This is a genomic window from Mesorhizobium sp. LNJC405B00, assembly GCF_000502615.1.
GTDB lineage: Bacteria > Pseudomonadota > Alphaproteobacteria > Rhizobiales > Rhizobiaceae > Mesorhizobium.
Map to the genome: position 1 here is coordinate 43130 of NZ_AYWC01000017.1, position 21149 is coordinate 64278.

The following is a 21149-nucleotide window of genomic DNA, read 5'->3' on the forward strand; positions in this document are numbered from 1 at the left end:
ACTTACCTCTTTCCCCGCAAGACGATCGAGAACCACACCAGCACGCCCATGCCGGTCGCGGCCATCGATTCCAGGGTATCCGAAAACGGCAATTCGACGAGGCGCCGAAGCCCCTCCAGAAGGATGTTGGCAGCAGCGATGCAGACAACGCCGATGACAATGCTGCGCAGCGTCAGCAAAGATCCGGTGCTTTGCGCTTCAGCCATCAACGTGGCTCCTTGCCGAAGACGCGGATGTATTCGGCGACGCCGCCCTTGGCGAGCGCCTTGGCCTGCTTGCCCCAGTCGTCGCGCTCGATGCGGCCCTGGAAAGCGAGATATCCATCCACCCAGTCGCGCTCGGCCTTATTCCAGGATGCGACCTGTGTGAAGGTGAAGATGCCAAGCGAATGAAGGATGCCCTCGATCTTCGGGCCAATGCCCGAGATCAGCTTGAGATCGTCGACCGCAGCCGGCCTGTCGATTCCGGCCGGACGGTTCTTGTCCTCGAGCGACGGCTTTGCGGGCCTGGCTGCCGGCGCCTTGAAGGCCGGGGCCACCGCGGCCTTGACCGCTGGCGCCTTGAATTCCGGCGCAGTGAAGGCAGTTGCCGGCGTGGCGGTGGTCTTCGGGCCATTACGCTGCTTGGCGACCTTCTCGACTTCAGGCGCCGCGGTGTTGGCGTTGGCGGCCGAATGCAGGGGCGCCGGGACGCTCGCCGCTTTTTCCGCCGCCGGTGCAACCTTGGCCCTGGAGGGCGACTTCAACGCCGAGCTGGTTTCCGGCGCATCGGTTTTCGGCTTGCCGGCGTTGGATGGCGCGACCGGGGCGGCCGCTGCAGGAGCGGCAGGCGCCGGAACGGGCGCTGCAATAATCGCGTCGGGCGCCGCGTGGGCAGCCTTGCTCGCCGCCCTGGCTTCCTTGTCGCGCGTCGCTTTGAGGATCGCCTTTTCGCTCTTCAGCGTCGTCAGGCCAGGCGCCGGCTCCGAGCCGGTTCTGCCATTTTGCGGTCCCGTGGGAACCGAGGCACCCTTGCCTGCATCATAAAGATCGATGATTTCGGCCAGCCGCTCAGGCGTCAGATCCTCGAACGTGTCCTTGAAGACCATCACCATCGGCGCGTTGACGCAGGCGCCGAGGCATTCGACCTCCTCCCACGACAGCGTGCCCTTGTCGTTGGTGTGGAACTGGTCGTGATGGATTTTCGAGCGGCACACATCCATCAGCGCTTCCGAGCCGCGCAGCATGCAGGGCGTGGTGCCGCAGACCTGGATATGCGCGCGCGTGCCGACCGGATTGAGCTGGTACTGCGTGTAGAAGGTCGCGACTTCGAGCCCGCGAATGCGCGGCATGCCGAGCATGTCCGAAATCGTCTCGATCGCCGCCTTGGTGACCCAGCCTTCCTGCTCCTGCGCAATCATCAGCAAGGGAATGATCGCCGACTGCTCCCGGCCCTTCGGATATTTCTTGATCCATTGCTTCGCAACCGCGGCATTCGCCCGGTTGAAGGCGAAGGAGGCTGGCTGAACGCTTGCTTCTGCGAGACGGCGGACTGACATTTAGCGATCGACCTCACCAAACACGATGTCGAGGGAGCCAAGAACGGCAGTGACGTCGGCCAGCATGTGGCCGCGACAGAGGAAATCCATGGCTTGCAGATGCGCGAAGCCGGGCGCGCGCAGCTTGCAGCGATAGGGCTTGTTGGTGCCGTCCGAGACGAGATAGACGCCGAACTCGCCTTTCGGCGCCTCGACCGCGGCATAGACCTCGCCGGCCGGCACACGGTAACCCTCAGTATAGAGCTTGAAATGATGGATCAGCGCTTCCATCGAGCGCTTCATCGCCTGGCGCTTGGGCGGCACCACCTTGCCGTCGAGGTTGGACACCGGCCCGGTGCTTTCCTTGCCAAGCAAGAGGTCGACGCACTGGCGCATGATCTTTGCCGACTGGCGCATCTCTTCCATGCGCACGAGGTAGCGGTCGTAGCAGTCGCCGTTCTTGCCGATCGGGATGTCGAAATCCATCTCGGAATAGCATTCATAAGGCTGCGACTTGCGCAAATCCCAGGCCGCACCCGAGCCGCGCACCATGACGCCGGAAAAGCCCCAGGCCCAGGCGTCGGCCAGCGACACGATACCGATATCGACATTGCGCTGCTTGAAGATGCGGTTGCCGGTAAGCAGCTTGTCGAGGTCGTCGAGCGACTTCAGGAACGGGTCGATCCACTTGCCGATGTCCTCGACCAGCTTCGCCGGCAGATCCTGGTGCACACCGCCCGGACGGAAATAGGCCGCGTGCATGCGCGAACCCGAGGCTCGTTCATAGAACACCATCAGCTTTTCGCGTTCGACGAAACCCCACAGCGGCGGCGTCAGCGCGCCGATATCCAGCGCCTGCGTCGTCACATTGAGGATGTGCGACATGATGCGGCTGAGCTCGGAATAGAGCACGCGGATCAGCTGGCCGCGCTTCGGCACCTCGATGCCGAGCAACCGCTCGGTGGCGAGCGCGAAGGCATGCTCCTGGTTCATCGGCGCGCAATAATCGAGCCGGTCGAGATAGGGCACGGCCTGCAGGTAGGTCTTGTGCTCGATCAGCTTTTCGGTGCCGCGATGGAGCAGGCCGATATGCGGATCGACGCGATCGACCACTTCGCCGTCGAGCTCCAGCACAAGACGCAAAACACCGTGCGCCGCAGGGTGCTGCGGTCCGAAGTTGATGTTGAAGTTGCGGACGGAGGTTTCAGCCATTCTGGCGCCTCAATTCGTCTTGGCTTTTTCGTCCCCAGGCAGGACGTAATCCGTCCCTTCCCATGGCGAAAGAAAATCGAAATTGCGGAATTCCTGCTTCAATTCCACCGGCTCGTAGATCACGCGCTTGGCTTCGTCGTCGTAGCGCACCTCGACGAAACCTGTCAGCGGGAAGTCCTTGCGCAGGGGATGGCCCTCGAAGCCGTAATCCGTGAGGATACGGCGCAGGTCCGGATGGCCGGAGAACAGCACGCCATAGAGATCGTAGGCTTCGCGCTCATACCAGTCGGCGCCGGGATAGACAGCGGTGAGCGACGGCACCAGCGTCTCTTCGTCGGCCTGCACCTTGATGCGGATGCGCAAATTCTGCTTCGGCGACAGCAGATGATAGACGACATCGAAACGCTTGACGCGCGACGGGTAGTCGGCGCCGCAGATATCGATGATCGAAATGAACTGGCAGCCCGAATCGTCACGCAGGAAGCTTGTCACCTCGATCAGATTGTCTGTAGCAACCGAGATCGTCAGTTCGCCATAGGCAAGCACTGCATCGGTGACGCGGCCCGGCAGCTTTTCGCCGAGATAGGTCGACAGTTCGCTCAGGGATGCGGCCATGGGTCTACCGTTCGATCGTGCCGGTGCGGCGGATCTTCTTCTGCAGGAGAAGAATGCCGTAGAGCAGCGCTTCGGCGCTTGGCGGGCAGCCGGGCACATAGATGTCGACCGGCACGATGCGGTCGCAGCCGCGCACCACCGAATAGGAATAGTGATAATAGCCGCCGCCATTGGCGCAGGAGCCCATCGAGATGACGTAGCGCGGCTCCGGCATCTGGTCGTAGACCTTGCGCAAAGCCGGGGCCATCTTGTTGGTCAGCGTTCCCGCCACGATCATGATGTCGGACTGGCGCGGCGACGCGCGAGGAGCCACGCCAAACCTTTCAGAATCATAGCGCGGCATCGAGGTGTGGATCATCTCGACGGCACAGCAGGCGAGACCGAAGGTCATGAACATCAGCGAGCCGCTGCGTGCCCAGGTGATCAGCGCCTCGGTCGAGGTGACCAGAAAACCCTTGTCGGCCAGTTCATTGTTGATCTCGAGGAAGAACGGATCGTCGGAACCGACCGGACGTCCGGTATTGGGGTCGATCAGGCCTTTGGGCTTCGGCGCGACGAGCGTTCCGGAACTGTCGTTCAATCCCATTCCAGCGCTCCTTTTTTCCATTCATAGGCAAAGCCGATGGTCAGCACCGCCAAAAACACCATCATCGACCAGAAACCGAGCATGCCGATCTTCGAGAACGACACCGCCCACGGAAACAGGAAGGCCACTTCCAGATCGAAGATGATGAACAGGATCGACACCAGGTAGAAGCGGATGTCGAATTTCATCCGGGCATCGTCGAACGAGTTGAACCCGCACTCGTAGGCGGAAAGCTTCTCCGGATCGGGATTGCGATAAGCCACCAGGAACGGCGCGATGATAAGCGCCAAGCCTACAACTGCGGCCACGGCGATGAAGAGGACGATGGGCAGGTATGAACTGAGGAGTACGTTCATGCTCGGCTTTCCGTTGGCGGCCAATCCACTTTGATTACAGCAACCAACCCTAATGCGGAAGCGCGACAGTTTAACCGCTGAACCGTTTTAGGTGCCTTTGCTGCAACGCGGCGAGGGTTAGCGCAGGGCTTTCAGCGAAGCAAGTCAAACCTTGTTCAAAAGACAGTGCTGGACGGCAGGCCGGGAAAAACTGGTCCGATCTCCTCCTGTTTGATTTCCTTCATCTTTCACTCCACTTTTGTCTCCTGACACATCTCCCGCCATTTGCCTGCTAGCATGACCGGAATCGCCGGCTAAAGTCGGGAAAAATGGTTCGAGGCAAGACACTTTGACGAAGGACAATATCTCACTCCCGACGGCCAGGCGCATCGCGCTCGCCGCGCAAGGATTTCTCGATCCCCGCCCGGTCGGCACGCCCGATCGCCGCCACCTCGCCCGCGTGCTGTCGCGCACCGGCCTGCTGCAGATCGATTCCGTCAGCGCCGTGGTGCGCGCCCACTATATGCCGCTCTATTCGCGCCTTGGCCCCTACCCGCTCACCCTGCTCGACAATGCCGCAATCACCCGCAAGCGCACCGTGTTCGAGTACTGGGCGCATGAGGCCTCGTTCCTGCCGTTCGAGACCTACCCACTGATGCGCTGGCGCATGCAGCGCGCTGAAAGCGGCGACGAAATGTATCTGGGCCTCGCCAAATGGGGCCGCGAGCACGCCGCCTATATCGAAGAGATCTACCGCGCGGTCGCCGAGCGCGGCCCGATTGCCGCTTCGGCACTGGAGGGCCAGAAAGGTTCGGGCGGCTGGTGGGGCTGGAGCCACGCCAAGCACGCCTTCGAATGGCTCTTCTGGGCCGGACGCATCACCACGGCGCACCGCCGTGGCTTCGAGCGTTTCTACGACCTGCCCGAGCGCGTGCTGCCGCAGGCGATCCTCGACCTGCCGGTGCCGGCGGCCGAGGACGCGCACCGCGAATTGCTGCGCATTTCCGCCCGCGCCCACGGCATCGCGACGTCGGGTGACCTGCGCGACTATTTCCGCCTGTCGCCGGCCGATATGAAGGGCCGGCTGGAGGAACTGGTCGAGTTGGGCGAACTGCTGCCGGTGCGCGTCGAAGGCTGGGACAAGCCGGCTTACCTCTATAAGGACGCCCGTCTGCCGCGAAAGATCGAGGCCCGCGCGCTACTGGCGCCCTTCGATCCGGTGGTCTTCGAGCGCTCGCGCACCGAGCGCCTGTTCGATTTCCACTACCGCATCGAGATCTACACGCCGGCCGAAAAGCGCCAATATGGCTACTACGTGCTGCCCTTCCTGCTCGGCGACCGGATCGTCGCCCGCGTCGATCTCAAGGCCGACCGGCCTGCGAGTGTCTTACGCGTCCACGCCGCCTACGCCGAAGCAGGCGCACCGCCGGAAACTGCCGCAGAGCTGTTCGAGGAATTGAAGCAGATGCAGGGCTGGCTTGGCCTTGAGCGCATCGAAGTGGCGCCGGCCGGCAATCTGGGGAAACCCCTGGTCGACATCGCCATGTCGTAGCAGTGCGTTGACACAACTCCCCGCAACAGCCTAAATCCGCTCCAGACGGTCCCCTGCCCGCAACGGCAAGGGCCAAGAGGGAATGCGGTGCGGGACGAAAATCCCAAATCCGCGGCTGTCCCCGCAACTGTAAGCGAAGAGCCAAGGCCGAAAGCCACTGGGTAACACCGGGAAGGCGGCTAACCAAGGCGATGACCCGCGAGCCAGGAGACCTGCCGTCTGAGACAAAGTATCCGATCGCCTGGCGGGTTTCCGGGCAAGGAGCACGGTTTTTGGACCAGAACAGCAGTTTTTCGGCTGGCACAGCGGATGTTTCGTCTGCCAATAGCGACGCGTTGGCTGGCGTGACCGTCATCGTCTGCGCCTCATGCCGCGATGAAACCGGCTCAGACGCTCACCCCCGCGCCGGCGAACTGCTGGCCGACGACACGCGCCTCGCCGCAGCCGATGACAACATCCGCGTCCGCACCGCCGAATGTCTCGGCAATTGCAAGCGCCGCCTCAGCGCCGCGATCCTGCGTGATGGCTGCTGGAGCTATGTCTTCGGCGATCTGGCCGCAACCAGCGGCGCCGATCTCGTCACCGGCGCAAAGCTCTTCGCGACTTCGACCGACGGTCTCATCCCGTGGCGCGGCCGGCCCGATAGCCTCAAGCGCGGCCTCGTTGCCCGCATCCCACCCCTCGATATGCTGAAGGACTGACGATGAACGTTTCAAACCCGACCGGCAATCTCTCCCGTGTTCCCTGCACCGTCGTCACCGGCTTTCTCGGCGCCGGCAAGACGACGCTGGTCCGCCATCTCCTGGAAAACGCCGGGGGCAAGCGCATTGCCATCATCGTCAACGAGTTCGGCGACATCGGCATCGACGGCGAGATTCTCAAAGGGTGCGGCATCGACACTTGCCCCGAGGAAAACATCGTCGAACTGGCCAATGGCTGCATCTGCTGTACAGTCGCCGACGATTTCGTGCCCGCCCTCGACAAAATCCTCGCACTGACGCCGAGGGTCGACCACATCCTGATCGAGACCTCGGGCCTCGCTCTGCCCAAGCCGCTGGTCCAGGCGTTCCAGTGGCCGAGCGTGAAGAGCCGGGTGACGGTCGACGGTGTCATCGCCGTGGTAGACGGCCCGGCGCTGGCCGAGGGACGCGTCGCCAACGACATGGACGCGCTTCAGGCGCAGCGTGTCCAGGACGAGACGCTCGACCATGACGACCCCGTCGAAGAAGTCTTCGAAGACCAGATCGCCTGCGCCGATTTGATCATCCTGTCGAAGAGCGATTTGATGGATTCAGCCGGTTCGGCCCGCGCCAACACCATCATCAATGAGCATTCCGCCCGCGCGGTAAAAATCGTGCCGACCGCGCATGGCAAGGTCGACCCGTCGGTGCTGCTTGGCCTCGGTCTCGCCGTCGAAGACGACATCGAGAACCGCAAGTCGCACCATGACGGCGCCTTCGACCACGAGCATGACGATTTCGACACCTTCATCGTCGACATCCCCTCGATCACCAATCCGGACGAACTGGCCAGGCGCGTCGCTACGGTGGCCGAGGAAGAGAATGTTCTGCGCGTGAAAGGCTTCGTCGATGTCGGCGGCAAGCCGATGCGGCTTTTGCTGCAGGCCGTCGGCCGACGCGTCAACCATTATTATGACCGCGCCTGGACGACCGAAGACGATCGCCGCTCGCGTCTCGTCGTCATTGGCCTGAAGGGGCTGAACCGCCCGGCGATCGAGCGTATACTCGCCGGCTGATCTCAGGCACGAGCCGCGATGCACATACTCACCACGACCTCCGCCTCGCTCGACGATCTCGCCGAGCCCGTCGATCTCGGGCAGACGCCGGCGGATATCGTGGTGCTGTCCTTCACCGACAGCGACCTCGCCGGCCTCGCGGCGGCCTGGAAGGCCGATGCCGTCCGCCTGCCGTCGATGCGGCTGGCGGCGCTGCGCGACCTGCGCCATCCCATGTCCGTGGACCTCTGGATCGACAGCGTCGCCCGCCACGCCAAGGTGATTTTGGTGCGCATCCTCGGCGGCTACGACTGGTGGCGCTATGGCTGCGACCAGCTTGCCGCGACTGCCCGTGCGAACGGCATCAAGCTGGCACTGCTGCCGGGTGAAAGCCACGACGAGGATTTCAGGCTGATCGAAGCCTCGACGCTGCCGCGCGAGGAGTTGGACGGCCTGCTTGGCTATTTCCGCGAGGGCGGACCGGAGAATATGGCAGCACTGATGCAGCGGCTAGCGGGGTTGGCTGGGTCCGATGTGGCGGCGGCTGAGCCGGTCAGCGTGCCGAAAGCTGGCTACTACGAGCCAGGCCGCGGCGTCGTAGGCAAGTTGGATTTGGCCGATGTCGGCGTTCCTTCACACCCCCCTCTGTCCTGCCGGACATCTCCCCCGCAAGGGGGGAGATCAGCCGTCACCAAAGGCGGCTCCTCTCCTGCTCCTTTGGAGATCTCCGCAAGGTCTGCGATTGGCGAAAACATTTATGAGAGCACAATCTCCCCCCTTCCGGGGGAGATGTCCGGCAGGACAGAGGGGGGTGGGCGGGAACTCGGCGCAGACAACATCAACTCTCCCATCATCCCCATCCTCTTCTACCGCTCAATGCTGCTGGCCGCCGATGTCGCGCCAATCGATGCGCTTTTTGATGCACTGCGCCAACGCGGCATGAGACCGGTCCCGATCTTCGTCTCCAGCCTCAAAGACCCGACCTCCCTGGCCTTCGTCGGAACCGCGCTGGCCGCACTCAACCCCGCCGCCATCATCACCGCAACCGCCTTCGCTTCCGGCGCCGAACCCGGCGTCGAAACCCTGTTCGACCGCGCCGGCGTGCCTGTCTTCCAGGTCATCGTCGCCACCACCCGCCGCGACGTCTGGGACAACAACCAGCGCGGCCTGGCGCCCGCCGACCTTGCCATGCATGTCGTGCTGCCCGAACTCGACGGCCGCATCCTGGCCGGCGCGATTTCCTTCAAGGGCGAGAGCGAAACCGACCCGGCACTCGGCCACCGCGCCTTTGCAAACCGGCCGGAACCGGATCGCGTGGCGCAAGTGGCGGAGCGTGTCGCGGCGTTCATCAAGCTGCAGCAGACGCCCCGCGCGACGCGTAAGTTGGCGATCCTCATTCCGGACTATCCGAGCGCGCCCGGCCGCACTGGCTATGCAGTGGGCCTGGATGTGCCGTCCAGCGTGCTGGCCATGCTGCATGACCTGAAGGAGCAGGGCTATCGCGTTGAAGGGATTCCGCAAACGCCGCGTGAGTTGCTGGACCCGTTGGAGCGGAGAGGCGATGGGCTGGGGTTGGAGGAGTATCTGGACTTCTCAAAGGATTTGCCGGCTGACGCACTGGCTGCAGTCGAGGCGGCATGGGGCGCCCCTTCACCCTCCCCCTTGTGGGGAGGGTCGGTTCGCGACATTCGCGAAGCGGATGGCGCGAAACGGGGTGGGGGTAGCGGTGCACCACCCCAACCCGGCCCTGCGGGCCACCCTCCCCACAAGGGGGAGGGTAAGAGCGGCTTCCCCTTCCGCGCCGCCACCTTCGGCAACATCACTGTCGCTCTCGCCCCCGACCGTGGCCGCTCGGCCCACCGCCGCGCCGATTACCACGACCCGACGCTCCCTCCCCGCCACAACCTCATCGCCTTCGGCCTGTGGCTGCGCAAATCGCTCCGCATCCATGCTCTCATCCATGTCGGCGCTCATGGCACGCTGGAATGGCTGCCCGGCAAGACGGTAGCGCTCTCACAAAACTGCTTCCCCGAGATCGTCACCGGCTCGTTGCCCGTCATTTACCCCTTCATCGTCTCCAATCCCGGCGAAGCGGCGCAGGCGAAGCGGCGTATCGCCGCCGTCACGCTTGGCCATCTGCCGCCGCCGCTGACCGGTGCCGGCCTCGACGAAGGGCAGCACAGGCTCGAACGCCTCGTCGACGAATATGCCCAGGCCGACGGCCTCGACCGCCGCCGCCGCGATCGTCTGGCCAAGCTGATCGTCGACACCGCGCAAAAGAACGGCCTCGCCTCCGAAGCAGGTGTCGCCCAAACCGATGCGCCCGACGAGGCGCTGCGCCGCATCGATGCCTGGCTCTGCGACCTCAAGGATTTCGCCATCAAGGACGGCCTGCACATTTACGGCCGCGCGCCCGACGACGAACCCGACGCCGTGCGCCGGCAAAGTGCCGAAGCCGAGAAGGCAGCACTTCTTGCCGCGCTCGACGGCCGTCACATCAAGGCGGGTCCGGCGGGCGCACCGGCGCGTGGCCGCTCCGACGTGCTGCCCACCGGCCGCAACCTGTTCACCTCCGACCCGCGCACCATGCCGACGCCGACCGCCTACGATCTGGGAAAGGCGGCGGCAGAAGAAGTCGTGCGCGGCTATATGCAGTCGCATGGCGACTGGCCGCGCTCGCTGGTCATCGACCTCTGGGGCTCGGCCTCGCTGCGCACCGGCGGCGAGGAGATCGCGCAAGGCCTGGCGCTGATGGGCTGCCGGCCGCAATGGGATTCGGCCACCGGCCGCATCACCGGCATCGAAGTGCTGCCGCCGGCCACGCTCGGTCGCCCGCGCGTCGATGTCACCTGGCGGATTTCGGGTCTGTTCCGCGACATGTTCCCGACCCAGATCGCGCTGATCGACGCCGCCGCCAACGCCGTTGCCGCGCGTGACGAGGACGATTCGGAAAACCCGCTCGCCGCCAGAACCCGCGCCGATGGCAAGATCGGCCCGCGCATCTTCGGCACCTCGCCCGGCACCTACGGCGCCGGCGTCGAGGACCTGCTGTCCAGCGGCGACTGGGTCGGGCGCGAAGAAATCGGCCGCGCCTATCTCGATGCGACGTCGCATGCCTATGGCGGCGCCAAGAGCGAAGGCATCGCTTCCCCCGGTGCCTTCGAGACCCGCGTCGCCGAGGCCGATCTTCTCGTCCACACCGGTGACGACCCCGGCCGCGATATACTTGAAGGCTCCGCCGACGTCGCTTTCATCGGCGGTTTTTCGGCGGCGCTGGCGGCACTGGGCCGCAATGCCGACGTGATCGTGCTCGACACCACGGATCCGCAGAAGCCCAAGCCGCGCTCGGTCGGCGAGGCTGTGTCGCGCGTGGTGCGCGCCCGCGCCGTTAATGCGCGCTTTATAGCCGGCCAGATGCGGCATGGTCCGCGCGGCGCTTCCGAGTTTGCCGAAACCGTCGACCGCCTCATCGGCTTTGCCGAAACCACGCACGCCATTTCGGGCGCGTTGATCGAGGCCGTGCATGACGCCTATGTCGGCGATCCCGATGTCCGCGCCTTCATCCTGCGTGAAAATCCGGCCGCTGCCAAAGTCATCGCCGAGCGCTTCCTGTCGGCGCGCCGGCGCGGTCTCTGGCATCCCTTGCGCAACTCGGTCGACGACGATCTCGCGGCGCTGATCGCCGAGGCCGAGGCGCTCGGGGTTGCGGCATGAACGCCTTTTCAAGGCGCGGCGCCTGCCCGGCTCTGTCAGCGCCGATGCAGACCGGCGATGGCCTGCTGGTGCGGCTCAACCCGGTTGCTGGAGGGCTTTCCCCCAAGTCGCTGATCGGACTCTGCGAATCCGCCTTGAAGCGCGGCAACGGCATCATGGAAGTGACCGCGCGCGGCAGCCTGCAGATACGCGGGCTGACGGCGGAAAGCGCAGCGCTGCTGGCGGCGGAGGTGGATGCGCTGGGCATCGCCGTGCGCACCGGCGTGCCGGTCGAGACCGGGCCGCTGGCCGGCATCGATCCGCGGGAGATTGCCGATCCGCGAGCTTTGGCTGAGCGGATCAGGATGGCGGTTGAGGAGGCTGGGCTGACGGCAAGGCTGGGACCGAAGGTTTCGGTGGTTGTCGACGGCGGCGGGCAGTTGACGATGGATGCGGTGACGGCCGATGTCAGGCTGAAGGCGGTGCGGGTGGGCGGCAACGTTATGTGGGCTTTGTCTGTTGCCGGCGACGGTCAAAGCGCGAGGCCGCTTGCGACGGCCGATGAGGATGCAGCGCGCGATATTGCGGTTGCTGTGCTGAGGATGGTTGCCGAGAAGGGGCGTGACGCACATCCTCGGGATTTGTCGGAGAGGCAATTGGCCTCTCTCGCAAGCTGGCATTCCTTCGCGCCCCCCTCTGTCCTGCCGGACATCTCCCCCTCAACGGGGGAGATCAGCAGGGTCGCCGGCGGCTCTCCACTTTCCACGCTGAAAATTGGCGAAATCGCCCACGAAGACGCAATCTCCCCCCTTGAGGGGGAGATGTCCGGCAGGACAGAGGGGGGTGTGCAGGATCGCCGGCCTATCGGTCTTTTCCCCTTATCCAACGACACCACCGCTCTCGGCATAGCCCTCCCCTATGGCAGCATGCCGGCCGAAAAACTCATCGCCCTCGCCCAAAGCGCCCTGTCCCTCGGCGTCGCCGAAATCCGCCTCGCCCCCGGCCGCGCCTTGCTGTTCCTCGGCCAACCGTCGTCCGCAAACCACCCCCTGCGAGCCACCGCCGCCGCCCTCGGCTTCGTCACCATCGCCGCCGACCCGCGCACCCGCATCGCCGCCTGCCCCGGCACTCCTGCCTGCGCATCCGGACAAATCGCCACGCGCGATATTGCCGAGACAATCGCCGCCGAAATGACCGATAGTCTCGACTTCACACTGCACATTTCCGGCTGCGCCAAGGGCTGCGCGCACCCCGGTCCGGCGGCGCTGACATTGGTCGGCGGCGAAAACGGAGCCGGACTTGTCGTGAACGCGACGGCAAAGGCCCTTCCTGCGGGCTACAGGCCGGGCTATGACGCCGCACGCGGCGTCAGTCGCGTCGCGGCGATGATCCGCAGCGCACGATTTCAGGGCGAAACCGCCGCCGCTTGCCTGACAAGGCTCGGGCCGGCGGCAATCGCCGAAAGCTACCGACAGGAATAAGCATGGCCGCCTACTATTACATCCATGACGGCAACGCCATCTATGAGCGCTCTTTTGCCATCATCCGCGCCGAGGCAGATTTGTCCCGCTTTTCCGAGGCCGAGGCCGACGTTGCCATCCGCATGATCCATGCCTGCGGCCAGGTCGAAGCATCAAGTCATTTTGTCTTCTCCAGCGATTTCGTCGCCGCCGCCCGCAGCGCTTTGGCGGCCGGCGCACCGATCTTCTGCGATGCCGAAATGGTCTCGCATGGNTTTCGTCGCCGCCGCCCGCAGCGCTTTGGCGGCCGGCGCACCGATCTTCTGCGATGCCGAAATGGTCTCGCATGGCGTCACCCGCGCCAGGCTGCCGGCCGGCAATGAGGTGATCTGCACCTTGCGCGACCCGCGCACGCACGACATCGCCAAGCAGATCGGCAACACCCGCTCGGCCGCCGCGATCGACCTCTGGGGCGAACGCATGGCCGGTTCGGTCGTGGCCATCGGCAATGCGCCGACAGCGCTCTTCTATCTCCTGGAAAAGCTGCGCGATGGCGCGCCGAAACCGGCCGCCATCATCGGCATGCCGGTCGGCTTCGTCGGTGCCGCCGAATCCAAGGATGCGCTGGCCGAGAATTCCTATGGCGTACCCTACGCCATCGTGCGCGGCAGGCTTGGCGGCAGCGCCATGACTGCAGCCGCGCTCAATTCGCTGGCGAGGCCCGGCCTGTGAACGCAGCTGTCAAAGAAGATCTGGCAAAAGGCCGCCTCGTCGGCGTCGGCACCGGTCCCGGCGATCCCGAACTCTTGACGCTGAAAGCCGCGCGCGTCCTGGCCGAGGCCGATGTCGTTGCCTATTTCGCCAAGCGCGGCAACAACAGCAACGCGCGCGCCATCGTCGAGGCGCGTTTCCGGCCGGATATGCTGGAACTGCCGCTTCTCTATCCCGTCACCACCGAGATCGACAAGGATCACGACGACTACCGTTCGCAGATCACCGATTTCTACGAGGAGTCGGCCGAGAAGGTCGCCGAACACCTCGAAGCCGGCCGCATGGTCGCCGTGCTCTCCGAAGGCGACCCGCTGTTCTACGGCTCCTACATGCACCTGCATGTCCGCCTCGCCCATCGCTTCCCGACCGAAGTCATCCCCGGCGTCACCGCCATGTCGGGCTGCTGGTCGCAGACCGGCGTGCCGATCGTCCAGGGCGACGATGTGCTGACGGTTTTGCCCGGCACGATGAGCGAATTCGAACTGACACGCCGTCTCGCCGACACCGATGCCGCCGTCATCATGAAGGTCGGCCGCAACCTGCCCAAGATCAGGCGGGCGCTGGAGGCCACCGGCAAGCTCGCCCGCGCCGTCTATGTCGAGCGCGGCACCATGGCCGGTAGCATCTCGATGAAGCTTGCCGACAAGCCGGACGACAAGGCGCCTTATTTCGCCATCGTGCTGGTCGCCGGCTGGTCCGGCCGGCCTGGCGTTATGGAAGCCAAGCCATGAGCGGCCGGCTCACCGTCATCGGCCTTGGGCCAGGCAATGCCGATCAGGTGACGCCGGAGGCGAGCCGGGCCGTGGCGCAGGCAAAATTCTTCTATGGCTACAAACCTTATCTCGACCGGCTTGATCTTCGCACCGACCAAACCCGCGTCGCCTCGGACAATCGCGAGGAACTCGCCCGCTCCAAGGACGCGCTGGTCAGGGCTGCCGAGGGCCATGACGTCGCCGTCGTTTCCGGCGGCGATCCCGGCGTCTTTGCCATGGCCGCCGCGGTCTGTGAGGCGATCGAGGCCGGCCCGGCCGAATGGCGAACCGTCGATGTCACTGTCGTGCCCGGCGTCACCGCCATGTTGGCGGTTGCCGCCCGCATCGGCGCGCCACTCGGCCATGATTTCTGCGCCATCTCGCTGTCCGACAATCTCAAACCGTGGGATCTGATCGAGCTGCGCCTTTTGGCGGCGGCCGGCGCCGGCTTCGTCATCGCGCTCTACAATCCGATCAGCAAGGCGCGCCCTTGGCAGCTCGGCCGCGCCTTCGAATGCCTGCGCGCCATCCTGCCCGGCACCACGCCGGTCATCTTCGGCCGCGCCGCCGGCCGCCCGGACGAGCGCATCGAGGTCTTTTTGCTGGCCGATGTCGACGCGCAAAAAGCCGACATGGCGACCTGCATCATCATCGGTTCGCCGGAAACACGGATCATCAAGCGCGGCGACAAACCGGCGCTGGTCTACACGCCGCGCTCCGCGACGGGGTCGAGACCATGATCGATCATCGCGGCCAATGCTTCGACAGTTTCGGCCGACGGCACCTCCGGCAGGAAGGGCCTGCGCACCATGACCACTTCGATGCTAAGCGCCCGCGCCGCGGCGATCTTGCCGTAGGTGGCCTCGCCGCCGCTGTTCTTGGATACGACGACATCGATGCGGTGCTCCTCGAGCAGTGCGTGTTCATCCGGCTCGCGGAACGGCCCGCGCGCCAGCAGGTAGGCCGCATCCAGCACCGCCAGTTTCGGCTCGACCGGATCGACGCTGCGAACAAGGTAATGATGCTGCGGCGCCGCCTCGAAAGCCGCAACCTCCTGCCGGCCGAGCGCCAGGAAGGCGCGGCGCGGCGTCGATCCAAGCGCGTGCACCGCATCGCCTGTCGTATCGACATGCGTCCAGCGGTCGCCATCGACAGGCTCCCAGCCGGGGCGGCGCAAAGCAAGGATCGGCACGCCGGTCAGGCGCGCGGCTTGCGCCGCATTGGCGGAAATTCGCGCGGCATAGGGATGCGTGGCGTCGATCAGCAGGTCGATGCCCGCCTCCCTGAGATAGGCGGCCAGCCCGTCGGCGCCGCCAAATCCGCCGCTGCGCACCGGCACGCCTTGCGCGACCGGGCTTTCGGTGCGGCCGGCCAGCGACAAGGTGACACGGAAATCTTCCACCAGTTTTTCGGCCAATTGGCGCGCTTCTGTCGTGCCGCCAAGGATCAGAATCTTCTTCATGAGCACCATGTTGAACAGCGTCGGCGCTGCCCCTCACCCCTACCCTCTCCCCGTGAAGAACGGGGAGAGGGAGGCGTCAGCGCCGGAGCGTCTCCCTTCTCCCCGTCACTACACGGGGAGGTGAGGAGTGGTCTGGCTGGCAGACGAAAAGTCAATTGCTTGACTTTTCGAACGACGAACGCCTCAGGCGGATGAGGGGCGGCGCGACATGTCAAAAAAACAGCCCACGCCAAAATGGCTTACAATCATCGGCATCGGCGAGGACGGTTTAGCGGGTCTCGGCGACGAGGCCAAGCGGCAGATCGCTGACGCCGAGACCGTCTTCGGCGGCAAGCGGCATCTGGCGCTGGTGGCTTCGCTCATCAAGGGTGAGCAGCGCCCATGGCCGGTGCCATTCGATGCCGGCATGGCAGACGTGCTGGCGCTGGCCGGCCGGCGCGTCTGCGTGCTCGCCTCCGGTGATCCATTCTTCCACGGGGTCGGCGCCACCCTTGCCCGCAAGGTCAAGCCTGAAGAGATGCATGTCATCCCCGCGCCATCGGCGATTTCGCTGGCTGCCGCCCGGCTCGGCTGGGCGTTGCAGGACATCGAGACGATCTCGCTGCATGGCCGCCCACTCGATCTGATCCGGCCGCTGCTGCATCCCAGGGCGCGCATCCTGGCGCTGACATCGGACGGCGACGCACCAGCGACAATAGCGCGCCTGCTCGTAGAGCTCGACTTCGGCGGTTCGCGGCTGACCGTTCTGGAAGCGCTGGGCGGACCGAACGAGAAGCTTCGCTCGGCACGTGCCGACGCTTTCGATCTCAGAGACATCAATCCGCTCAACGTGCTGGCGCTTGAGCTTGAATCGACACAAGAGGCCCGCATCCTGCCGCTGACCGTTGGCCGCGCCGACCATCTGTTCGAGCACGACGGCCAGATCACCAAGCACGACATCCGCGCCATCACGCTTGCGGCGCTGGCGCCGAGGCGTGGCGAATTGCTGTGGGACATCGGCGCCGGTTCCGGCTCCATCGGCATCGAATGGATGCTCGCTCACCCCTCGACGCGCGCCATCGCCATCGAGGCCAACAGCGACCGCGCCGCCCGCATCGTCCGCAACGCCGCGCATTGCGGCGTGCCCGGTCTTGTCGTGGTGGAAGGGTCGGCGCCCAAGGCACTGGCCGGGCTGGACACGCCGGATGCGATCTTCATCGGCGGAGGTGGCAGCGACGCCGGCGTACTGAACGCCGCCATCAAGGCGCTGCCATCCCGTGGCCGTCTCGTTGCCAATGCGGTGACGCTGGAGATGGAGGCGCTGCTTCTCGCGGAGCACATCAAGCGCGGCGGCGACCTTACCCGCATCACCATTTCCCGCGCTTCTCCTGTCGGTTCGATGCAGGCCTGGCGCCCGGCCATGCCGGTCACCCAGTGGAGCTGGGTGAAGCCATGATGGTGGCGGGCATCGGCAGCCGGAAGGGCGTGAGCGTCGAAGACGTGCTCGCGGCGATCGAAACCGCCCTCGAAGCGCACGGGCTGGCGATAACGGCGCTGTCGGCCTTGGCGACCGCCGCGCTCAAGAAAGACGAAGAAGCGATCTCTGCCGCTGGCCGCACGCTCAACCTTCCCGTCATCATCGTTGATGACGCAGCACTTCAGGCCGTCTCGTCGGAGGCACTCAGCAAATCCGATCTCTCGCAGGATCTCGCCGGCACACCCTCCGTCTCAGAAGCCTCCGCCCTTGCCGTTGCCGGCCCCGGTGCAAAGCTGCTTGGTCCACGCACCGTGCTCGGCCCGGTCACCTGCGCCATCGCCATCAGCGGAGACGCGCCATGACGGTGCATTTCATCGGCGCCGGTCCCGGCGCCGCCGACCTCATCACACTGCGCGGCGCCAAGCTGCTGGCAAGCTGCCCGGTCTGTCTGCATGCCGGCTCGATCGTCGCGCCGGAATTGCTGCAACACTGCGCACCGGGGACCAAACTGATCGATACGGCGCCGATGTCACTCGACGAAATCGAGGTCGAATATGTGACAGCCCACCAGGCCGGCCACGATGTCGCCCGCCTGCATTCCGGCGACCTCTCGGTGTGGAGCGCCGTGGCCGAGCAGATCCGCCGGCTGGAAAAACACGGCATTCCTTACACGCTGACGCCGGGCGTTCCCTCTTTCGCCGCCGCAGCCGCAGCCCTTCGCCGCGAACTGACCATTCCCGAGGTGGCGCAGAGTCTGGTGCTGACCCGCGTCTCGGGCCGCGCCTCGAAAATGCCGCCGGGCGAAACGCTGGCCGGCTTCGGCCGCACCGGCGCGACGCTGGCCATTCATCTCGCCATCCACGCCATCGACCGAGTCGTCGCCGAATTGTCGCCGCATTATGGCGGCGATTGCCCGGTGGCGATCGTCTTTCGCGCTTCATGGCCGGACGAGCGCGTGCTGACCGGCACGCTCGCCACGATCGAGGCACTGCTCGCCGCCGACCCGATGGAGCGCACGGCGATCATCTTCGTCGGCCGCTCGCTGGCAGCGGAAGGTTTTGGCGAGAGTTCATTGTACGACGCCCACTATCAGCGGCGTTTTCGCGGACGGGACGGATTGTGAGCGGTAAAAGCGAAAACACCACGCTCGAACAGGCCCTTGCCCGGCTGAACTTCAAGCCGCGCCGGCTTGAGCCGGGCCATGTCTGGCTGGCCGGCGCCGGCCCGGGCGATCCCGGCTGCCTGACGCTGGAAGTGCTGGCGGCATTGGCCGAGGCCGACGCCGTGGTCTATGACGCGCTGGTCTCCTCTGACGTTGTCGCCGTTGCGGACAATGCCCAGCTGTTCTTTGCAGGAAAACGCGGCGGCAAACCGTCCATGAGGCAGGACGATATCACCGCTTTGCTGGTGCGGCTGGCACGCGAGGGCCGCCGCGTCGTCCGGCTGAAGGGCGGCGATCCCTATATTTTCGGCCGTGGCGGCGAAGAGGCGCTGGCGCTGGCGCGCGAAAAAATCCCGTTCCGCGTCCTGCCCGGCCTGACATCGGGGCTGAGCGCGCTGGCCGCCACCGGCATTCCCGCAACCATGCGCGGCATCAACAAGGCGATCATCCTGGCGACAGGTCATGCCGCCGGCACAGATGACGATCTCGACTGGGGCGCGATCGCCCGCACCGGCCAGCCGGTGGTCATCTATATGGGCATGGCCAATCTGCCTGTTATCGCCGCGTCGCTGCTCGAAGGCGGGCTGGCGCCGTCGACGCCGGCGGCTGTCATCGTTTCGGCGACGACACCGCAGGAGCGGACCGTCGTCGCGACACTCGCCACCATTTCCGAAGCGGCCGCCGCGGCGGAATTGGCCTCGCCGGCCCTCATTGTCGTCGGCGGCATCGTCGCCATGCGCGCAGCACTGGCGGGTAACGCATGACCCGCGCCATCATCATCGGCGCGCCGCGTTCCGGCTCCGGCAAGACCAGCGTCACCATCGGCATTTTGCGCGCGCTCGCCCGGCGCGGCATCAAGGTGCGCGGCGCCAAGTCCGGCCCCGACTATATCGATCCGGGTTTTCATACCGCCGCAACCGGTCTGTCCGGCGTCAACCTGGACAGCTGGGCGATGTCGCCTGACCTGCTCAACGCGTTGGCCGGCAATGCCACCGAGGATGCCGATTTTATCTTCCTCGAAAGCGCGATGGGCCTGTTCGACGGCATCCCGGCCGGACAAGGCCGCACCGGCTCGGCCGCCGATCTGGCGCGGCTCTACCACCTGCCGGTGCTTTTGGTGCTCGACGTCTCGGGACAGTCGACGACGGCGGCCGCCGTCGCCAAGGGTTTTGCCACCTACGACCCGGATGTGCGCATGGCCGGAATCGTGCTCAACCGTCTCGGCAGCGAGCGCCACCGCAAGCTGTGCAGCGAGGCGATCGAAACGCTCGGCCTGCCGGTCGTCGGCGCCATCCTGCGCGATCCCACGCTCAATTTGCCGGAGCGCCATCTCGGCCTCGTCCAGGCCGGCGAATATGCCGACCTGATGACGCATCTCGACCGCCTCGCCGACATGGTCGAGAAATCCCTCGACCTTGACGCCATCATGGCGCTGGCCGCGCCGTTTTCGCCGGCATCAGGCAGTTTCGAACATGCCTTGCAGCCGCCCGGCCAACGAATCGCGCTCGCCGAAGACGCCGCCTTCACCTTCCTCTATCCGCACGTCGCCGCCCACTGGCGTCAGGCCGGCGCCGAGATCGTGCCGTTCTCGCCGCTAGCCGACGAAGCACCGGTGCAGAATTGCGATGTCTGCTGGCTGCCCGGCGGCTATCCCGAGCTCCACTCCGGCAGCCTCGCGGCGGCGACCAATTTCCGAGCTGGCATGGCCAGGTTTGCCGAGACCAAGCCGATCCATGGCGAGTGCGGCGGCTTCATGGTGCTGGGCGAAGCGCTGGAGGACGCGGCCGGCGAGACGCACGCCATGCTTGGCCTGCTCGGCCATTCCACCAGCTTTGCCAAGCGCAAGATGAACCTCGGCTACCGCGAGGCACGCCTGCGCGTCGCCTGTCAGCTGGGGCCGCAAGGCGCGCTGATCCGTGGCCATGAATTCCACTATGCGCAGATGATTGCGACCGGCAATGACGAGCCGCTGGCCGACCTAGCCGATGGCCAGGGCAATCCACTCGGCGCCTCCGGCTACCGGCGCGGCCATGTCAGCGGCACCTTCTTTCATGCCATTGCGAGGAGTGCATGACCGCCGTGCCCTCGCCCCGGCAAGCGCTCGAGGACGTCGCGCTTTGCCTCGTCTTCTTCACCCGGCTGCCGCTGCCGGTCTTCGACTTTCGTGGCCGCAGCCTGGCCGATGCGATCTGGGCGGCGCCTGTCGCCGGCCTCGCCATCGCTGTGGTTGGTGCTGTCGTCTACGCAGCGGGCGTACAGCTCGGCCTTGCCCCCGGCCCGGCAGCAGCCCTTGCGCTTGCAGCAACCCTGCTCGCCACGGGCTGCCTGCATGAGGACGGGCTGTCGGATGTCGCCGACGGTTTTGGCGGCGGCAAGACGCGCGATAAAAAACTGGAGATCATGCGCGACAGCCGCATCGGCGCCTATGGCGCAGCAGCTCTTGGCCTGTCGATGCTCATCCGCTGGAGCGCGCTGTCGCAACTGGCCAATCCGACAAGCGTGCTCTTCGCGCTGATCGCCGCACACGCCGCATCGCGCGGCCTGCTCGGCGCGTTCATGCATCTGGCGCCGGCGGCGCGCAGTGACGGCCTGTCTGCCGGCGCCGGGACCGTCTCGGCCCAGACAGCTGTTCTCGGCGCCGTGCTCGGCGCCATCCCCCTTCTGACGCTGGGGCTCGGCGGCGCCTGTGCCGCACTGATCCTGCTCGCTCTCGTGTTCAGCGCCTTGCGCGCGCTCTCCCTCAACCAGATCGGCGGCCACACCGGTGACACGATCGGCGCCCTGCAGCAGCTGGGCGAGATCACTGTCCTGCTCGTCGCTTCCGTTTCCCTGTCCTGATTCT

The 21149-nt window shown here is 65.5% G+C and carries 20 protein-coding genes, 1 pseudogene and 1 riboswitch; of the genes and pseudogenes, 14 read left to right on the plus strand and 7 right to left on the minus strand.

Annotated features, from left to right (window positions below):
* Positions 1 to 2: 2 nt before the first annotated feature.
* Genes X756_RS140905 through X756_RS140880 form a run of 6 tightly spaced genes read right to left on the minus strand, consistent with a single transcriptional unit; the run spans position 3 to position 4285 of the window.
* The gene (locus tag X756_RS140905; protein ID WP_023690953.1) at positions 3 to 206 is read right to left on the minus strand and encodes a hypothetical protein; all 204 of its coding nucleotides are present in this window, start codon (positions 204 to 206) and stop codon (positions 3 to 5) included.
* Positions 206 to 1537 carry an NADH-quinone oxidoreductase subunit E gene (locus tag X756_RS140900; RefSeq protein ID WP_023731235.1) on the minus strand — a complete coding sequence of 444 codons (1332 nt, stop codon included), beginning with the start codon at positions 1535 to 1537 and terminating at the stop codon, positions 206 to 208. The genes X756_RS140905 and X756_RS140900 overlap by 1 nt, the downstream gene beginning before the upstream one ends.
* A complete protein-coding gene (locus tag X756_RS140895) occupies positions 1538 to 2728 on the minus strand; it encodes an NADH-quinone oxidoreductase subunit D (RefSeq protein WP_023670822.1) in 1191 nt (396 codons plus the stop codon).
* A gap of 9 nt (positions 2729 to 2737) precedes the next feature.
* Positions 2738 to 3343, minus strand: coding sequence for an NADH-quinone oxidoreductase subunit C (locus X756_RS140890; RefSeq protein WP_023731236.1), 606 nt, complete (start codon positions 3341 to 3343; stop codon positions 2738 to 2740).
* A 4-nt stretch (positions 3344 to 3347) separates the two neighbouring features.
* Entirely contained in the window at positions 3348 to 3929 is a 582-nt protein-coding gene (locus X756_RS140885) for an NADH-quinone oxidoreductase subunit B (RefSeq protein ID WP_023670824.1), read from the minus strand.
* A complete protein-coding gene (locus X756_RS140880; RefSeq protein ID WP_023670825.1) occupies positions 3920 to 4285 on the minus strand; it encodes an NADH-quinone oxidoreductase subunit A in 366 nt (121 codons plus the stop codon). Before X756_RS140880 ends, X756_RS140885 begins: the two co-directional genes overlap by 10 nt.
* A 328-nt stretch (positions 4286 to 4613) precedes the next feature.
* On the opposite strand from X756_RS140880, the gene X756_RS140875 reads away from it, so the two are divergent.
* The 8 genes and pseudogenes from X756_RS140875 (at position 4614) to X756_RS140845 (ending at position 14967) form a co-directional block, all read left to right on the plus strand.
* Positions 4614 to 5816, plus strand: coding sequence for a winged helix-turn-helix domain-containing protein (locus X756_RS140875; RefSeq protein WP_023731237.1), 1203 nt, complete (start codon positions 4614 to 4616; stop codon positions 5814 to 5816).
* 29 nt (positions 5817 to 5845) lie between these two features.
* Positions 5846 to 6051, plus strand: a riboswitch (cobalamin riboswitch).
* Between the two features lie 37 nt (positions 6052 to 6088).
* Positions 6089 to 6517, plus strand: coding sequence for a DUF1636 family protein (locus X756_RS140870; protein ID WP_023731238.1), 429 nt, complete (start codon positions 6089 to 6091; stop codon positions 6515 to 6517).
* Between the two features lie 2 nt (positions 6518 to 6519).
* Positions 6520 to 7572 (plus strand): cobalamin biosynthesis protein CobW, encoded by a 1053-nt coding sequence (gene cobW / locus X756_RS140865; protein ID WP_023731239.1) that lies wholly within the window; start codon positions 6520 to 6522, stop codon positions 7570 to 7572.
* Positions 7573 to 7590: 18 nt separating this feature from the next.
* On the plus strand, positions 7591 to 11265 hold the full coding sequence (gene cobN, locus X756_RS140860) for a cobaltochelatase subunit CobN (protein ID WP_023731240.1): 3675 nt from the start codon (positions 7591 to 7593) through the stop codon (positions 11263 to 11265).
* Positions 11262 to 12725, plus strand: a complete 1464-nt coding sequence (gene cobG, locus X756_RS140855) for a precorrin-3B synthase (protein WP_023731241.1) — start codon at positions 11262 to 11264, stop codon at positions 12723 to 12725. Before cobN ends, cobG begins: the two co-directional genes overlap by 4 nt.
* 2 nt (positions 12726 to 12727) lie before the next feature.
* Positions 12728 to 13436 (plus strand): annotated as a pseudogene (locus tag X756_RS01000000165985) (precorrin-8X methylmutase).
* Positions 13433 to 14206 carry a precorrin-2 C(20)-methyltransferase gene (locus X756_RS140850; RefSeq protein WP_031194705.1) on the plus strand — a complete coding sequence of 258 codons (774 nt, stop codon included), beginning with the start codon at positions 13433 to 13435 and terminating at the stop codon, positions 14204 to 14206. Before X756_RS01000000165985 ends, X756_RS140850 begins: the two are co-directional and overlap by 4 nt.
* Positions 14203 to 14967: a precorrin-3B C(17)-methyltransferase gene (locus X756_RS140845; protein ID WP_023731243.1), complete on the plus strand. Its 765-nt coding sequence runs from the start codon at positions 14203 to 14205 to the stop codon at positions 14965 to 14967. Before X756_RS140850 ends, X756_RS140845 begins: the two co-directional genes overlap by 4 nt.
* On the opposite strand, the gene X756_RS140840 is transcribed toward X756_RS140845, so the two are convergent.
* Positions 14931 to 15689 (minus strand): cobalt-precorrin-6A reductase, encoded by a 759-nt coding sequence (locus X756_RS140840; RefSeq protein ID WP_032999619.1) that lies wholly within the window; start codon positions 15687 to 15689, stop codon positions 14931 to 14933. The genes X756_RS140845 and X756_RS140840 overlap by 37 nt on opposite strands.
* Before the next feature lie 208 nt (positions 15690 to 15897).
* On the opposite strand from X756_RS140840, the gene X756_RS140835 reads away from it, so the two are divergent.
* From X756_RS140835 to cobS, 6 genes are read left to right on the plus strand one after another with little or no spacing between them, the layout of a single operon-like run.
* Complete coding sequence (locus X756_RS140835; protein ID WP_023731245.1) at positions 15898 to 17124, plus strand: bifunctional cobalt-precorrin-7 (C(5))-methyltransferase/cobalt-precorrin-6B (C(15))-methyltransferase; 1227 nt, start codon at positions 15898 to 15900, stop codon at positions 17122 to 17124.
* Positions 17121 to 17507 carry a cobalamin biosynthesis protein gene (locus tag X756_RS140830; protein ID WP_023690940.1) on the plus strand — a complete coding sequence of 129 codons (387 nt, stop codon included), beginning with the start codon at positions 17121 to 17123 and terminating at the stop codon, positions 17505 to 17507. The genes X756_RS140835 and X756_RS140830 overlap by 4 nt, the downstream gene beginning before the upstream one ends.
* Positions 17504 to 18268, plus strand: coding sequence for a precorrin-4 C(11)-methyltransferase (gene cobM, locus X756_RS140825; RefSeq protein ID WP_023690316.1), 765 nt, complete (start codon positions 17504 to 17506; stop codon positions 18266 to 18268). The genes X756_RS140830 and cobM overlap by 4 nt, the downstream gene beginning before the upstream one ends.
* Entirely contained in the window at positions 18265 to 19071 is an 807-nt protein-coding gene (gene cobA / locus X756_RS140820) for a uroporphyrinogen-III C-methyltransferase (protein WP_023690939.1), read from the plus strand. Before cobM ends, cobA begins: the two co-directional genes overlap by 4 nt.
* Entirely contained in the window at positions 19068 to 20381 is a 1314-nt protein-coding gene (locus X756_RS140815) for a cobyrinate a,c-diamide synthase (protein ID WP_023731246.1), read from the plus strand. The genes cobA and X756_RS140815 overlap by 4 nt, the downstream gene beginning before the upstream one ends.
* Positions 20378 to 21145, plus strand: coding sequence for an adenosylcobinamide-GDP ribazoletransferase (gene cobS / locus X756_RS140810; RefSeq protein WP_031197669.1), 768 nt, complete (start codon positions 20378 to 20380; stop codon positions 21143 to 21145). Before X756_RS140815 ends, cobS begins: the two co-directional genes overlap by 4 nt.
* Positions 21146 to 21149: the final 4 nt, after the last annotated feature.

What these genes read in the sequence shown, in the direction of transcription:
- X756_RS140905 (WP_023690953.1), bottom strand. Translation starts at nt 206, where the DNA reads ATGGCTGAAGCGCAAAGCACCGGATCTTTGCTGACGCTGCGCAGCATT.
- X756_RS140900 (WP_023731235.1), bottom strand. Translation starts at nt 1,537, where the DNA reads ATGTCAGTCCGCCGTCTCGCAGAAGCAAGCGTTCAGCCAGCCTCCTTC.
- X756_RS140895 (WP_023670822.1), bottom strand. Translation starts at nt 2,728, where the DNA reads ATGGCTGAAACCTCCGTCCGCAACTTCAACATCAACTTCGGACCGCAG.
- X756_RS140890 (WP_023731236.1), bottom strand. Translation starts at nt 3,343, where the DNA reads ATGGCCGCATCCCTGAGCGAACTGTCGACCTATCTCGGCGAAAAGCTG.
- X756_RS140885 (WP_023670824.1), bottom strand. Translation starts at nt 3,929, where the DNA reads ATGGGATTGAACGACAGTTCCGGAACGCTCGTCGCGCCGAAGCCCAAA.
- X756_RS140880 (WP_023670825.1), bottom strand. Translation starts at nt 4,285, where the DNA reads ATGAACGTACTCCTCAGTTCATACCTGCCCATCGTCCTCTTCATCGCC.
- cobW (WP_023731239.1), top strand. Translation starts at nt 6,520, where the DNA reads ATGAACGTTTCAAACCCGACCGGCAATCTCTCCCGTGTTCCCTGCACC.
- cobN (WP_023731240.1), top strand. Translation starts at nt 7,591, where the DNA reads ATGCACATACTCACCACGACCTCCGCCTCGCTCGACGATCTCGCCGAG.
- cobG (WP_023731241.1), top strand. Translation starts at nt 11,262, where the DNA reads ATGAACGCCTTTTCAAGGCGCGGCGCCTGCCCGGCTCTGTCAGCGCCG.
- X756_RS140845 (WP_023731243.1), top strand. Translation starts at nt 14,203, where the DNA reads ATGAGCGGCCGGCTCACCGTCATCGGCCTTGGGCCAGGCAATGCCGAT.
- X756_RS140840 (WP_032999619.1), bottom strand. Translation starts at nt 15,689, where the DNA reads ATGAAGAAGATTCTGATCCTTGGCGGCACGACAGAAGCGCGCCAATTG.
- X756_RS140835 (WP_023731245.1), top strand. Translation starts at nt 15,898, where the DNA reads ATGTCAAAAAAACAGCCCACGCCAAAATGGCTTACAATCATCGGCATC.
- X756_RS140830 (WP_023690940.1), top strand. Translation starts at nt 17,121, where the DNA reads ATGATGGTGGCGGGCATCGGCAGCCGGAAGGGCGTGAGCGTCGAAGAC.
- cobM (WP_023690316.1), top strand. Translation starts at nt 17,504, where the DNA reads ATGACGGTGCATTTCATCGGCGCCGGTCCCGGCGCCGCCGACCTCATC.
- X756_RS140815 (WP_023731246.1), top strand. Translation starts at nt 19,068, where the DNA reads ATGACCCGCGCCATCATCATCGGCGCGCCGCGTTCCGGCTCCGGCAAG.
- cobS (WP_031197669.1), top strand. Translation starts at nt 20,378, where the DNA reads ATGACCGCCGTGCCCTCGCCCCGGCAAGCGCTCGAGGACGTCGCGCTT.